Genomic DNA, 15,436 nt, shown 5'->3' on the forward strand with positions numbered 1-15,436 from the left:
TAAGAATGTCATAATATGAAGGCCCTGTTTTGGCAGAAAGACTGATAAGCATGCCTTAACAATTGAGACGGCTGATTATCAGACCGGCCCGGATTCCACTATCGGCTGGTACCCGGAAACCACGCTATGTATAAGGCCGATCAGATAAATACTAAATACCGCAATTTATTATTACAACCGGAACATTTATAAACAAAATGACTAATGACAACAGCACTGTGACTCCTCAGGGAGAAAAATCCCCTACGGTGACGGCAAGAATCATAACCGCATTTGCGGTATTTTTTGCCTCAACATTTCTCGGCATGATCATTCTTGCCATCGGAAGATATATTTTCATGATGAACTTCGGCCCTACCGCAACGGAACAGATAAGCGATGCCGAGATGTCCGCATTCATAAAGACATCTGTCCTTTTTGACGCCAAGTTCTCCGCCACAGTATTTCTGCCCCTGCTTGCCGCAGGTTTCATGATGTTCGTTCCGGGCCTCGTAAAACACTACAGAAAGGTCGCCTGCTTTCTCAGCTACCTCGGCATCATGATTCTCCTGTCGCTCACCGTGGTGCAGCATTACTATTATGAAACCTACAAGCAGGCCATCAGCTCATTCATATTCGCCCTCTTTAGGGAGGATCCGCTGGCGGTTCTTACCACCATAGTCACCGACTACCCAGTTTTGCCGGCGCTGATTCTCATTATTCTTTTTGTGGCTGTCTACTATTATGTTTACAGATCCGTAACTGCCGCATCCGAGGGAATCTTCGGATATGTCAGAAAGAAATTGGGCAGAGTATCGGGAGTTATGTTCATACTTGTTCTTACGGCCGTTACTGCTTTTATGCTGCGCGGTTCCGTTGACACCTTTCCGCTCCGTCAGGACAATCTTAACGTATCTCGCAACACCATCATAAACATTGCTACCGGCAACGGACCGGCTTATTTCTACTGGGCCTACAAGTGGTACAGAAAGGAAGGAAAGAAGCCAAAGATATCAGTAAACGAACTGATTAAGAGCTTCAGAAACAACGGTTTTGAAACAACGCCGGAAAACATTACCGCACCTCTGGCGGTAAGAATCCCCGAAAATGAATTTCTGAAGAATAATCCGCCGGACATAGCCTTTGCGATCATGGAAAGCATGAGTACCCATATGCTGCTCCTCGGTGATTCGAAATACAGCATAGACGTATACGGCAGTCTTAAAAAGCATGCCCAGACCGACTTCATGTTCCTCAACTTCCTGTCCGAAGGCAACGGAACTTCAGACACGCTGATGAGACTCTTCACCGGAGCACCGGACATGAACCTTTCAACCTCATCCGCAATGGACAAAAAGTTTTTCCTCAACACGATAAGACCGTTCAAGGAACACGGATACAGGGTGACATTCATTACCAGCGGTCGCAGTTCATGGCGCAATATCGGCAACTTTCTTAAGGCTCAGGGAGTTGACGAGGTCATTGATGAAAGCACCATAAGGGAATTATTCCCTAATGCCACCAGCGGAACCTGGGGCATTGACGATGAATATCTTTTCAGAACGGCTTACAAAATTCTTACCGCACCCCACAAGCAGCCGCAGCTGATTTTCATGCTGACAATCACCAACCACCCTCCTTACAGGGTTCCGGTGAACGTTAAGCCGCAGACGATTCCTCTGCCTAAGGAAATTCTGCAGAGATTCCCTTATACAAATACCGAAACCATCTTTGCAACCTTCAGATATGCAAACAATTCCCTCGGAAACTTTATTTCGGAAGTGAAAGCCAATCCCGATACTGCCGAAAAAACCTTTATTGTGGCAACAGGTGATCATAACCTCAGAGGTATTGGATACAACCACCGCTTTGATGAAGTCATTCTGGGACACGGTGTTCCGTTCTACATGTACATGCCGCAGAAATACCGTGAAGCAACCGGAGTCAGCTATGACAGCTACCGTTTCGGCTCACACAAGGATATCATGAGCACCGTGGCTAAGCATGCTCTTTCAGGAGGCACCATGCTGACCCTGGGATGTGACATGCTCAGCGACATCGACATCTGCAACTATCCGTACAGCTACAATGACGAGGTCGGCATCTACAAGAAAAGTTCCAGCTATATGATCAGAAACAGGTACGCCGATCAGTATGTCGCCTGTTTCCTGAGAAACAACGAGGTAAATTACAAAAACGCTCTGCTGGATACTCCGCGTATCAGCGGACTGCTGGTAGATCCCGCCAAGTTCAGCAATTCAGGAGAGCAGTGTAATGAAATTGAAAACTATGATCAGCTGGTACACGACATCTATCATTACAATCTGACCTTAAACGAAAAGGAATCAGACTGACACCGTTAGCTCCCTCTGAGTACGGGCATTACCTGCAAACAAAAACGGGGACGATACTTATAAGGTACCGTCCCCTTAATTATCACAAAGGATATGAGGTATTGCCCTTTTCAACTGACTTTGCTTTTCTCTTTTTCAGAAACTTCCGTTTTTAAACTGCATGCGGCTGTTGACTACCAGGACATATGAACTGCGACAGAATACTGTCTTATGATTACAGTAACCTCACAACGGCAGAAAAAAGCATTGAAATCCACATGAAAGAAGAGCCCCGGCTTACGCTCGGGGCTCTTCTGGTATATTAGACGACAGACAGATTATTTCTTCTGTTTTCTGACTCTGCCTTCCATTACCGCTGCTTCATTATAAGGAGCCACGGAATCACGTTCAATAAGGTCAGGAATAAACTTCAGATCCTCACGGGTAAACTCAATGATTTCGTGAAGATCAAATTTCTTCTCATATCCCTTATTGCTTTCCTTTTCCTTACGTTCCTCATATTCTTCGCGTTCTCTGGTGTACAGAACGTTAAGGGCAAGCTTTGCCGCTGTTTCACCCACTTCCTCTATAGGATAACGGACAGTGGTGAGCTTAGGCTTAATGAAGTTGGTAATCAGATTGTTATCGAAACCGATGGCGCTCACTTCCTCAGGAACACTGATATTGTTCTCTGCAAGAGCACTCACTGCACCTACGGCCATGGCATCGTTATAAGCCACGAATGCGGTGAAACCTACGTCCCTCATAAGAAGAGACTCAATTGCGTTGTGACCGCCGTTTTCATCAGGGAATGCCAGACTTACCAGATCCTCATCATATTCGATACCTGCGTTGCTGAGTGCTCTGCGGTAACCGTCCATACGATCCTTGGCATCCTGATTGTTAACTTCGTCTGAGGCTATGTAGGCTATACGCTTATGCCCCTGCTTTATCAGATGATTAACGGCTGTTTCCATGCCACAGCTGATGTCAACCCAGACGCATCTGTCCTCGAGAGTCGGAACAAGACGGTTAACGAATACGATAGGCACATCGGAACGGGCAATTTCAATAAGTTCCTGATCGCTTAAGGCCTTGGAATGCACTACGAGAGCATCACAACGTCTTAAAAGGAGTGCTTCAATACTGTTCTTTTCACGATCATGTTCGTGTTTGCCTGACATTACGATTACAAACTTGTTAGCAGGCAGAATGACATTTTCAATACCGCGCATCATCTGGGCAAAGAACGGACCGCCACAGAGGTCGCCAACCAGAACGCCGATGCAGTTTGATTTCTTGTTCACCAATGCCTGAGCAAAACTGTTCGGCTGGAAATTAAGATCTTCCATGGCCTTCATTACGGCTTCAACCTTGTCGGGAGAAACCTTGGAAGACTTGTTTATAACTCTTGATACTGTTGATATGGACACGTTAGCTAAACGGGAAACATCTTTTATTGTAGCCATATACCACCTAAAAAGTAATATGCTTATTATTTAATTAGTAATTACAAACGCCATTATACTACTACGATTATAGTAAAAAGTTAACGAATTGTGACAATTATTGCGAGTATCATTCTATAAATAACAAAAATCTTTACATTTTGTTTACTTTTTAATAAATAGCTGAAACAAAGTATACACAAAACGCCATGTTATCCTATTAACTACACCCTTGAAAATAATTCAAAAATAAAAATAATTCGCAATAATCTCTGTGTCACACGGCTAAAATGCCGCTGATTTTTCATTAAACGCAGCGTATTTCTGGCTTATTCTTAAACGTTCCAACGGGTAAAATCTCACGCTTTTTCCGGTGCCTACCATACGTCGGATTCCTTCTTCGGTTTTTCCCGCAGCGTAAGAAAGCGACTGCGGATACAGGTCCCCAGTCGCAGCTGCGGGACGGGTACCGTCCCTGTTACCGTAAACTCCTCTAATAGCAGTTTTCCTTCTCATTCTCGTAAATGAAAACAGGTTCCTTCACACCCAGAAGATGCTGATACATGTAGTCATAGAAAACCACCTTCTGAACATAGTTTCTGGTTTCATTAAACGGAATGTTCTCCACGTATGTCGCAAGATCCCTGCACACACCGTCGGTACTCTGCCATCTCAGAGCTCTTCTCGGACCTGCATTGTAGCCTGCGGAGGTAAATATGCGGTTTCCGCCGAAATCATTCATGAGATCCCTGAGATATGCGGTTCCGAGCACCACATTGACCTCAGGTCGCAAGAGATCAATCGGCTTGCTGTACCCCACTCCGTACTTCCTGCTCACTATCTTGGCGGTTTCAGGCATAATCTGCATGAGTCCCATCGCACCAACCGGAGATTTAGCCTTTGGATTCATCATGCTTTCCTGACGGGTTATGCCGTACATGAACGAAAGGGAGACATTACGGGCTGTAGATAGGTTCCCACAGAGCCAGCTCATAGTGTCCGCGTTCAGCTTCAGCCTTGGCAATGTATCGTGCGTCCTCAACGCTTGCCTGATTCATGAGTTCCTTCCATTCAGTCCTCAGACCTTTGCTGTCACCTAAGAACTCATACTCGGCAAAACGCTGATATGCGGGATACTTGACCATGAACCCAGCTCTCTGCCTGTCATTAAGTGCGGGAACAGACACCTCATTTACCGAATAAGGAACCCCCACCCTGTCGGCTGCGAGATAACCGTAAAAGCTTCTCTGCTGTGCAAGCTCTCTCATGACGATGTCAGATTCTGCCTTTCTGCCAAGCTTTTCCAAAGCAACGGCATGCCAGTAACGATAATTGTCCTCTCGACGGCTTTCAGCAGAAAGACGGTTCAGATACTTTTCCACGCTGATGAAGTCACCGTTCCAGATTGCAAGACGAATGCGCTGCTTGAACATGTCCTCGTCACCAAGCTTAGGCAGTTCAGCGTCAACGAAATCAAACGGAATGTCATATCTCTCAAAAAGAAGGGATATGAGAATGGCCTTCTTAATTTTACTGACGTCGTTCTCTGAAGGATGATACTTTTCAATAAATGACTTAAGCTCGCTCAGTGCACCGCGCGGTTCCACCCTGCCGTATCTTCTGAATACGGATACTGCGGATGCAGTATCCGATACCGGGATGGCCCCGTAACCAGCCGGATTGTCATAATATTTGGCAAGATACTTAAGCGTTGCGGAGTATTCCTTGGAATTCTTCAGCATTGCGGCCGCTGCACGATAGATACCCTGCTTGTTTCTGGTCCAGTATGACTCGCGGACGCGGGCATAAATGTCGGAAGGCTTGAGATCGCCGCCGGCAGACAGCACGGAAGCAAGCCCCATGCATGTTGCATTGAGAGGCACAGCATCGGCAAACTTCTTTCTGATGAAGGAAACCGCATCAGGCCTGTCACCGGTCTTATATTTGGCCTTAAACCACAGGCAGCGGAGATCCTCACTCTGAGGAATCGTAGGAGACACCTTAAGGATGCCGGCATAATCATTCTCCTTGTCAAACCTGTACATATAGTGGCTCTTCAGTCTTGCGGACAGAATTTCATGCCTGTCGGAACGGATGAATGACAGCACGTCGGAGAGTTTGGCATCTGGTCTTCTGAGCATCAGATACTCTATGTTTACGGCCAGAGGATACCCTGCAAGATCGCTGTTAAGAATTCTTTCGACCTCGTCATATCTGCCGGCGGCATATTCATCAAGGGAAAGAACATAGCTGTCTCTTTCCTTTCTGAATCTGTCATAATCATGGATTTCAGCTTCCGGAATTACGGCAGCAGGTCTCATGGACACATCCATTCTGGCGGTATTTTCTTCGAATGAAGGAGGAATGTCGGCTCGCGCACAGGAACACAGAACAGCAGACTGCAGCACGGCGGCAAGAGTCAGAGCAGCGGCTTTAACGTATTTCTTCTGTTTGATCATATATCTTTAAATCGCCCGGTATCAGCAAATCAGATAAACAAATGAAAATTTAATGGAAATTATTATCCGTAAAAACGGAGATTTCTTCCGTACGACAACGGATAAATGTTCCTTTTTCCAAATCATACGGATATTAACAATTCTTTTCAACGATGCGGCTCAAACTGTATGCAATAAGACACATAAATTTGATACTGACATTTTAAGTTTTCTCAAAAGACACTGAAAAGAATGTTTTTTATCAATGCAGTTACCCTAAATTATAACAACTTTGAGCCAAAACCCAACTGTTATTTTCAAGTTTTTTCACCCCCAAAAATACGGATATTTTTTGGTGATTTTCCTATATTTTTTAATAGTCCGCAAAATTCTAAGATATTGATTTATTAATATTTTTTAAATACTTAAATCATAGTTATGTATATACCATAATTTGTCAGACATTTTTTAAACGCAAGACGTGATAAATGTCCGTAAATCATGCCAAAACCGACGCTTCCAACCGTAAAAAACAGAACAACGCAAGTACCGACCTCACAAAGCTTATGCTGATTATGATGAACGGTTCTTCATCAGAAAAACAGCCGGTACATCCGATACATTATCAAAACATACCGAACCTAAATCTCATGGCACGTCAGCAAACGCCGGTAACCGAGGAACGAACAAACGGTACTGAATACGCAACATCTTTTCATGAATACAAAAAAGAATGCCGTCCACAGGACGGCACACGTAGAATTAAATTATTCGGACGGTCAGAGATCCGTAGGCACCTGCCAGCATATAGGCTTCTTGCCGTGAGCAACAAGATACTCGTTGCATTTCAAAAAATGATTGCATCCAAAAAAACCGCGATACGCACTTAAAGGGCTGGGATGAGCACTGGTGAGTACCAGGTGTCTGCTCTGATCCACGCAGCGACACTTCTTCTGTGCATGCGAACCCCAGAGCATGAATACGGTATGTTCGGTATGCTCATTAATCTTTTCTATAACCACGTCAGTGAATCTGTCCCAACCGATTTTACCGTGACTCTGCGGCTGCCCCTCTTCAACGGTAAGGGTATTGTTGAGCATGAACACCCCCTGTCGTGCCCAGCTTTCCAGATAGCCGTGTTCGGGGATCGTGAAGCTGTCACCGTATTCGTTCTTCAGCTCCTGATAGATGTTTCTCAGAGAAGGAGGTATCTCAACCTCAGGTCTGACGGAAAAGCAGAGACCGTGAGCCTGATATGGTCCGTGATAAGGATCCTGACCAATTATTACCACCCTCAGATCCTCCAGCGCCGTATATTTAAAGGCGTTAAACACGTCAGCACGCGGCGGATACACGTTTACGCCGGAAAGACGACGCTCCTCCACGTAGCTCATTATATTCTTAAAATAGTCCTTTTCCTTTTCGGGACCGATAACGTCATGCCATGAAGTCATTGACTCACCACCTTTAAAAACTGTCTGCGGAGATGCACTGCACCTGCTTAAAACACCTTACGAAACGGTAAATGAATATAACATCAAAGCTACGCTTAGGCAACAACGCTCACCCCAGTAATGCCTCACCTTTAGTGAAAACATTTTCACGGATTTGCGTACTACTTCTTATACAGAAAACGAGAATAATTCTATAATGATTAGACTGTAATACGATATTTAATCTTTTATATATTAACTTTTTATAAGTTAAGCAATAAAAAACAAATTACAGGACGGAATTTTTTGGGCTTTTACGTACACGGGAAGACACGGCAGCATAATCTGCCCGCATGCTTTGTTGAAGCTTACGGAAAACTCCGCACGGAAGAAAGGATTCAGTCAAAGTAAATGAATCAGCCGGGCCTCCGGCCTGAGTCTGATAATTATAAAGAGAAAAATGAAATGGCTACAAGGAATAATAACGACACTCCGATCATGCAGAGTCTGTATCAGAAGCTCAGAGAGGAAAAACTCCTCGAGCCCAAGGAAGAGCACAGGCTTGCGGAAACCATCAAAAACAGCAATAGGAACATCTGCAGTTTTATAGCTGAGGCCATTTTTATAGTCAAATTCATTCTGGACAAATATGACGCCGCACTCTCAGTCGATGAAAAAGATGACGGCAAGCTGTTTATTGAAAAACTGGTCATAGGCTTCACGGATACCACTCCTGTTGCAACGGGTGGCAAGCGAACCAAAAAAAGCGCAGGATCCGATCTGGAAAACGAATCCGACGCTCCAGAAATCATTCTGCCCGGAAACGAGCTCTTGGAAACTGCACCACTGAAATTTGCAGAGCTCAAGGATCTTTACAGTCGAACGGTCAGATCCATCCGGACTCTGGGCAAGCAACATGAAACCACGACAGAACTGCAGAAGAGTCTTCGGGATCTAATCAGCACCTTTATATTCACTCCTGCCCTGTTCAACGAAATAATTGAGCACATCAACCTGCAGTTCTCACGCGTAAGGGAAATCTGCAGATGCTTTAAGGAAATACTCATCGACGATCTGAACACGGGTATCCGGAACTTCAAATCCATGAACCTTCAGGCTCATGGAAAAGGAGGACTGGCCTCGAAGGAAACACTTTACTGGATTGAGTCTCTCGATGTTCTGCCCGATAAGGCCCTGAACAGACTGAAAAAGGATCCGGAAAAGGAGTTAGCCGTAAAAACAGCCCTTCACAAGCTGAAGCAGCTTGAAAGATTCACGTTCCACGACATCGGAGAAATCATCAACATATACAACAACATCAAAAAGGAATTCGCGAAGGGCATCGAGGCCCGCAACATCATGATAAGATCCAACATCAGGCTTGTGATGTACGAGGCCAGGAAATTCAACAAAGACGATGATACCTTCAATGACCTGACCCAGTACGGAATTCTCGGTCTCATCAGAGCCATTGAAAAGTTTGACTACACCATGGGATTCAAGCTCTCCACCTATGCAACCTGCTGGATCAGACAGTATATGAACAGAGCATTGAACAATGACTTCAAATCCATAAGACTGCCTGCCAACAAGGAAGAGAAAATCAAGAAGATTAAACGCTTCAGCATCGATTTCTACAAGAAAAACGGCAGGGATCCGAAAAACAGTGAAATTTCAGAGGCGATAAAAATCTCTGCGGCTGAAGTAGCAAAGCTGAAGTTCTACTCCATACCGACTGTCTCACTTAACGAGTCGGTAAACCACGAAAACGGTGACGATCTTTATATAGAAAACGTCTACCACGTGGAAGATCAGGATACGCCACAGGATAATGCGGAAACAATGGGTATGAATGAGAGCATCATGGAGGCACTCAAGATACTTCCGCATCAGGAGTGTGACGTGCTGAAGCGCAGATTCGGACTCGGATCCTTTGATCCGCAGACTCTCGAGGAGATAGCAAGGCTTTACGGCGTCAAGGCTGAAAGAATCAGACAGATAGAAGAACAGGCGCTGCGTCGCCTTAAAACCAATTCAAAATTTGATTTTCTGAAAGACTGGGCCGCAGGCGTCAAATAACCAGATAACATTCGGATGTCACCTGTCATAAAAACGAATCCGTCAGTATCCGGATACCGGAATGCTGACGGATTCAGTCATTTGAGAAGGCGTGAGTCAGGCTCTGCCTGAACTCACGGAATTCTCACATTATTCCCATTCAATGGTTGCAGGTGGCTTTCCTGACACATCGTAAACCACGCGGCTGATACCGTTGATTTCATTGATGATGCGGTTGGATACACGACCAAGCAGATCGTAAGGAAGTTCTGCCCAATGAGCGGTCATGAAGTCAATGGTCTGTACGGCACGCAGTGAAACAACGTAGTCATAGCGGCGACCGTCGCCCATGACACCTACAGACTTAACCGGCAGGAACACAACGAATGCCTGAGAAACCTTGTGATACCATTCAGCCTTGTAGAGTTCTTCAATGAAGATGGCATCGGCACGGCGTAAAAGATCGCAGTATTCCTTCTTAACCTCACCGAGAACACGTACGCCGAGTCCAGGACCTGGGAACGGATGACGATAAAGCATTTCATAAGGAAGGCCGAGTGCAAGACCAATCTTTCTTACTTCATCCTTGAACAGTTCTCTTAAAGGTTCAACGAGGCTGAACTTGAGATCTGGAGGAAGACCGCCCACATTGTGGTGAGACTTGATAACCTGAGCCTTACCTGTCTTGGCAGCTGCTGATTCAATTACGTCAGGATAGATGGTACCCTGTGCAAGGAAGGTAACGTCGGTAAGCTTTCTGGCTTCATCAGCGAACACGTCAATGAATGCCTTACCGATGGCCTTACGCTTGGCTTCAGGATCGCTTACGCCCTTGAGCACTGAAAGGAAACGGTCTTCTGCATCAACGTATACAATGTTAAGACCGAATTTGTCACCAAACATTTCCTTAACCTGTGCACCTTCGTTTAAACGTAAGAGACCGTTGTCAACGAATACGCAGGTAAGCTTGTCACCGATTGCCCTGTGCAGAAGAAGTGCGGTTACAGATGAATCCACACCGCCTGAAAGACCGAGCATAACCTTGTTGTCACCAACAGTTTCCCTGATTCTTGCAATAGCATCTTCGATGATTGCTTCAGGAGACCACAGGCAGTTAAGCTTACAGATCTTCTTAACGAAATTTTCGAGCATTACTGCACCACTCTTAGTATGGGTCACTTCAGGGTGGAACTGTACGCCATAGAAATTACGCTTCGGATCGTAAATGGCAGCATACGGACAGCTTGGGGTTGATGCGGTAACTTCAAATCCTTCAGGGATGGCGTCTACCTTATCACCATGGCTCATCCATACTTCAAGCTGCTTTCTGCCGTTTTCGGTCTTATCACAGATACCGTCAAACAGCGGATTATTGTCGTTGAGGAGATCAACAGCGGCATAACCGTATTCGCGCATGTTTGAACACTGAACGCTGCCACCCAGCTGTGCGGACATGGTCTGAAGACCATAGCAGATACCGAGTACAGGCACACCGGCTTCAAACACATATTCAGGAGCTCTAGGAGAACCTTCATCGTTTACTGAGCACGGACCGCCGGAAAGAATGATGCCGTCTGGATTGAATTCCTTAATCTGTTCGGCAGTCACGTCGTTAGCCCACAGCTCACAGTAAACACCGATTTCACGCACACGGCGGGCAATCAGCTGAGTAACCTGGGAACCAAAATCCAAAATCAGGATTTTTTCATTGTGGATATTTTTTTCCATAATAAATAAATTTCCTAAATAAAAAGCCGGACTGACAGTCCGGTCCGGCCTTGTGTGATTACAAATTAAATTCTGTAGTTAGGTGCTTCCTTGGTGATGGTAACATCGTGAACATGAGATTCCTTAATACCAGCACCGGTGATACGTACGAACTTAGCCTTGGTACGCATGTCATCAATGGTTGCACAACCGGTAAGACCCATTGCGGAACGGAGGCCGCCCATCTGCTGATGAACGATGTGCTTCAAAAGTCCCTTATATGGAACACGAGCTTCAATACCTTCCGGAACGAGCTTATCTGCAGCGTTGTCAGACTGGAAGTATCTGTCGGCACTGCCCTTTGACATTGCACCGAGAGAGCCCATGCCACGGTATGACTTGAATGATCTGCCGCCGAAGAGTTCAACTTCGCCCGGAGCTTCTTCGGTACCTGCAAACATTGAACCTACCATTACGAGGTTTGCACCTGCGGCGATTGCCTTGGCAATATCACCTGAGAATCTGATACCGCCGTCGGCGATAACCTTGATGTCGGTGCCCTTTAATGCTTCAACAGCATTGGAAACGGCAGTAATCTGAGGCACACCGCAACCGGTTACGATACGGGTGGTACAGATAGAACCAGGGCCGATACCTACCTTAACGGTGCTTGCGCCTGCTTCAGCAACGGCTAAGGCACCTTCAGCGGTAGCCACGTTACCGGCAACGATGTCAATGTTAGGATAAGCTTCACGGGTAGCCTTGATACGATCAAGAACGCCCTGTGAGTGACCGTGTGATGAATCGATTAAGAGAACGTCAACACCTGCTTCAACGAGAGCCTTAACACGTTCCTCGTTACCAGCACCGGCACCTACGGCAGCACCGCAACGTAAACGTCCGAGCGCATCCTTACATGCGTTAGGCTTGCTTTCAGCCTTCTGGAAATCCTTAACGGTAATCATGCCCTTTAACTTGAAGTTTGCATCAGTTACCAGAACCTTTTCAATACGGTTCTTCTGCATTAAGGACTGAACAACTTCTCTTGATTCGTTTTCGTGGCAGGTTACGAGACGATCCTTAGGAGTCATGATTTCGTATACTCTCTTGTTGAGATCTGTAACGAATCTTACATCACGACCGGTGATGATACCCAGAAGGTCACCTTCGTCGTCAACTACAGGATAACCTGCAAAGCCGTTCTTATGAGTTAATGCCACGATTTCAGCAAGTGTGGTTTCTGGATGTACGGTTATAGGATCAACAACCACGCCGCTTTCAAACTTCTTTACGCGACGTACTTCATCCGCCTGCTTTTCAATTGACATGTTTTTGTGAATGAAACCCAGACCGCCTTCCTGAGCAAGAGCAATTGCAAGATTTGACTCGGTAACGGTATCCATGGCTGCTGAAACCATAGGAATGTTAAGAGTGATATTGGCGGTTAATTTTGTACGTAAATCTGCGGTATTAGGCAGAACGGTTGAATGAGACGGAACTAAAAGGACATCATCAAATGTTAATGCTTCTTCAACGATTCTAAGCATGTGGCAAAACCTCACATCAAATAAATTAATGGGTAATTTTGCGTTGATATTATAGGCATTTAGGTGTCAAAGGTAAAGAAAAATTTATCATAAATCACACTTTTTATTAAAAAATCAAAAATTAGCGGTCATGCAACTACCTTTTCAAGGAAAAACAGATACTCACCTTGTGAATCTACATGAAAAAACCTGTTCATGACAGGACCGGTCACTGAAGGCACCTTGCCTGCGCACATAACCGGCCATGCCGGATTTTCCCTGCGAAAAAATGTCCGCAGAAACAGGAACAATGACCGACAGACAAAAGGACGGAATCACATCAGCATATAATCTTATCAATGTAATATATGATAAAATATTACAATCCGTTTCCCTGTCAGAAAGCAGTCAGAAACAGTTACAACATTCGCTTAAACGGGTAAAAACATGAGCTTTTGGAAATTTCTGGATATTCTCGGCGGAATAGTAACCTACGTCCGCAATTTCGTAATCAACTTCATCTTCCTCATAATTGCGTTTTTCGTGTTCATTGCGATATTGGCATCAATCGCCACAGAACCTGAAGAAACCGTCTGGGAAGCCAATCAGATTGTCTACATCAATCCACAGTTCACCATCTATGATTCCCCACGCATGGAATCAAGAATTGAGGTTCTGCTAAACGCCATTAACGGAACCAGGTATGAGCATCTCTATACCGAACAGTTAAGAAAAATTTTTGATGCTGCTGCCGGTGACACTAACGTGAAGGCTGTCGTTCTGGATCTTTCCTCCACCGAAGCTGTAAGACTCGACGTGATACATTCACTCACCCCCGCAATTGAAAAGTTCAAAAAGGCAGGCAAGAAAATATTCGCCTATGCCGACTCATATTCACAGTCAACATATGCCCTTGCCACCTTCGCCGATAAAATCTATCTTTCAAAGTTCGGCGACGTGTCCGTCACCGGCGTTAACGCCAGAAACCTCTATTTCAAGGATTTACTTGACAATGTTGAAATAACAGTCTACACACCTAAGGCCGGTACCCACAAGAGTGCGGTTGAACCGTTCAACCGTAACGACATGAGTCCTCAGGTAAAGGAGGAGATGAATCTTATCACCTCCGAGCTCTGGAACCAATATACCGACATCATTCAAAAGAACCGTCCGGATCTGGATGTTAACAGCCTGCTTTTCGCATCTGACGAACTCATTGCCCTTGAAGAAAGCACTCCGGACGACAAGAACATCTATCAGGAGGCCGGAGCCGTTGACGGCATCATGAACAGAAATGCCTTCTTCAAAAACATTGCTAAGGCTTATAACATCGACTACAGATACAACCATCTAAAGAACAACTACGAATTCGACACCACCGATGCCGAACAGTATTTTGACGGCATCTCCTCCGCAGATACCCTCGATCCGGACAAAGAGAAAACCATCGGCGTAATATACGGCCTCGGCGAAATCTCCTATCAGGATCCGAATGATTCCGACCTCACGAAGTTCACCCCTGAACACATTGTTCCGCTTATACAGCGTGCCATCAAGAACAATTACGCAGGTCTTGTTCTCTATCTTAACACTCCGGGCGGAAGCGTAACCGCCTCAGAAGAAATAAGGGCTGCACTTCAGGAATACAAGGAAAAAACAAATGGCAAAATCGTGGTATACATGTCCGGCATGACAGCCTCAGGCGGCTACTGGATTTCCACCGTTGCCGATGAAATCGTAGCACAGCCGTCAACCATAACCGGTTCAATCGGCGTGTTCGGCATGCTCTTCAACGGCTCAAAGCTTACCGATAATCTCGGGATCCACGAAGACGGTGTTGGCACGAATCCTAATGCCAACATAAGCTTCACCTCTCCTCTGACCGATAATCAGAAGAAGGTTATTCAGCTTGAAATAAACAAGACCTATCACAGCTTCCTGAAGCTGGTTTCCGACAGCAGAAAGATTGACATTGACAAGGTTGATGAGCTTGCACAGGGTAAAATCTACACCGGCTACCAGGCACTCAATCTGAAGCTTGTTGACAGAATCGGTTCCTTTGACACAGCATTAAATACCCTGATAGACATTACAAAAACCAGAAATCCTCAGGTTACCGTGCTCATGCCTAAGGACGATAACAGCGTAAGCTCCGTATCCAACCTTCTGGTTAAGGCTGTTGCCCGCTACGACAGACCTATGGCACTCCGTCTTCTCGACAGAATGATTGATGATAATCCTGCGGTAAAGGCTGCCGTAAAACACGGCTACGGCATAAACGGTGAATCCCAGATAATGATCCAGCCGTACAGCATTAGCTACTAGGACCCCGTCCGGGCACCGGCTTCACACACAGCACGGTGCCCGATACCAGAAAGTCCGGTTAAGAATGACCAATAGGAATTATTCCAGACGAAAAAGGTCTAAGGAAAAGAATAAGAGTACTTACCAGTTATAAAACTTAAGACCAAAAAACTTGTAAAAACAAAGTCTTCAAAATTCATAATTCAACAG

Annotated in this window: 9 protein-coding genes; 3 read left to right on the forward strand and 6 right to left on the reverse strand. The window is 45.4% G+C overall.

Annotation, left to right across the window (positions count from 1 at the left end; all coding sequences use genetic code 11):
- Positions 1-197: 197 nt before the first annotated feature.
- Complete coding sequence (locus QZU58_RS01675; protein ID WP_294462937.1) at positions 198-2,333, forward strand: alkaline phosphatase family protein; 2,136 nt, start codon at positions 198-200, stop codon at positions 2,331-2,333.
- A 317-nt stretch (positions 2,334-2,650) separates the two neighbouring features.
- Here the strand turns inward: QZU58_RS01675 and QZU58_RS01680 are convergent, their stop codons facing one another.
- From QZU58_RS01680 to ung, 4 genes are all read right to left on the reverse strand, one after another.
- Positions 2,651-3,781: a LacI family DNA-binding transcriptional regulator gene (locus QZU58_RS01680; protein WP_294462430.1), complete on the reverse strand. Its 1,131-nt coding sequence runs from the start codon at positions 3,779-3,781 to the stop codon at positions 2,651-2,653.
- A gap of 472 nt (positions 3,782-4,253) precedes the next feature.
- Positions 4,254-4,673, reverse strand: coding sequence for a lytic transglycosylase domain-containing protein (locus QZU58_RS01685; protein WP_294494202.1), 420 nt, complete (start codon positions 4,671-4,673; stop codon positions 4,254-4,256).
- A 43-nt stretch (positions 4,674-4,716) separates the two neighbouring features.
- Positions 4,717-6,219 (reverse strand): hypothetical protein, encoded by a 1,503-nt coding sequence (locus QZU58_RS01690; protein ID WP_294494205.1) that lies wholly within the window; start codon positions 6,217-6,219, stop codon positions 4,717-4,719.
- A 758-nt stretch (positions 6,220-6,977) separates the two neighbouring features.
- Positions 6,978-7,652: a uracil-DNA glycosylase gene (gene ung / locus QZU58_RS01695; RefSeq protein WP_294462438.1), complete on the reverse strand. Its 675-nt coding sequence runs from the start codon at positions 7,650-7,652 to the stop codon at positions 6,978-6,980.
- Positions 7,653-8,096: 444 nt separating this feature from the next.
- Between ung and QZU58_RS01700 the strand changes: the two genes are divergently transcribed.
- Positions 8,097-9,710 (forward strand): sigma-70 family RNA polymerase sigma factor, encoded by a 1,614-nt coding sequence (locus QZU58_RS01700; protein ID WP_294494208.1) that lies wholly within the window; start codon positions 8,097-8,099, stop codon positions 9,708-9,710.
- 129 nt (positions 9,711-9,839) lie between these two features.
- On the opposite strand, the gene guaA is transcribed toward QZU58_RS01700, so the two are convergent.
- Together guaA and guaB are read right to left on the reverse strand one after the other, a co-directional pair.
- Positions 9,840-11,417 (reverse strand): glutamine-hydrolyzing GMP synthase, encoded by a 1,578-nt coding sequence (gene guaA, locus QZU58_RS01705; RefSeq protein WP_294494211.1) that lies wholly within the window; start codon positions 11,415-11,417, stop codon positions 9,840-9,842.
- A gap of 65 nt (positions 11,418-11,482) precedes the next feature.
- On the reverse strand, positions 11,483-12,943 hold the full coding sequence (guaB, locus tag QZU58_RS01710; protein WP_294462581.1) for an IMP dehydrogenase: 1,461 nt from the start codon (positions 12,941-12,943) through the stop codon (positions 11,483-11,485).
- 426 nt (positions 12,944-13,369) lie between these two features.
- On the opposite strand from guaB, the gene sppA reads away from it, so the two are divergent.
- Positions 13,370-15,247, forward strand: coding sequence for a signal peptide peptidase SppA (sppA, locus tag QZU58_RS01715; RefSeq protein ID WP_294494214.1), 1,878 nt, complete (start codon positions 13,370-13,372; stop codon positions 15,245-15,247).
- Positions 15,248-15,436 lie beyond the last annotated feature (189 nt).

Origin of the sequence: uncultured Ruminobacter sp., assembly GCA_902764345.1 — a bacterium.
Lineage (GTDB): Bacteria > Pseudomonadota > Gammaproteobacteria > Enterobacterales > Succinivibrionaceae > Ruminobacter.

What these genes read in the sequence shown, in the direction of transcription:
- QZU58_RS01700 (WP_294494208.1), top strand. Translation starts at nt 8,097, where the DNA reads ATGGCTACAAGGAATAATAACGACACTCCGATCATGCAGAGTCTGTAT.
- QZU58_RS01685 (WP_294494202.1), bottom strand. Translation starts at nt 4,673, where the DNA reads ATGATGAATCCAAAGGCTAAATCTCCGGTTGGTGCGATGGGACTCATG.
- QZU58_RS01690 (WP_294494205.1), bottom strand. Translation starts at nt 6,219, where the DNA reads ATGATCAAACAGAAGAAATACGTTAAAGCCGCTGCTCTGACTCTTGCC.
- QZU58_RS01680 (WP_294462430.1), bottom strand. Translation starts at nt 3,781, where the DNA reads ATGGCTACAATAAAAGATGTTTCCCGTTTAGCTAACGTGTCCATATCA.
- ung (WP_294462438.1), bottom strand. Translation starts at nt 7,652, where the DNA reads ATGACTTCATGGCATGACGTTATCGGTCCCGAAAAGGAAAAGGACTAT.
- sppA (WP_294494214.1), top strand. Translation starts at nt 13,370, where the DNA reads ATGAGCTTTTGGAAATTTCTGGATATTCTCGGCGGAATAGTAACCTAC.
- QZU58_RS01675 (WP_294462937.1), top strand. Translation starts at nt 198, where the DNA reads ATGACTAATGACAACAGCACTGTGACTCCTCAGGGAGAAAAATCCCCT.
- guaB (WP_294462581.1), bottom strand. Translation starts at nt 12,943, where the DNA reads ATGCTTAGAATCGTTGAAGAAGCATTAACATTTGATGATGTCCTTTTA.
- guaA (WP_294494211.1), bottom strand. Translation starts at nt 11,417, where the DNA reads ATGGAAAAAAATATCCACAATGAAAAAATCCTGATTTTGGATTTTGGT.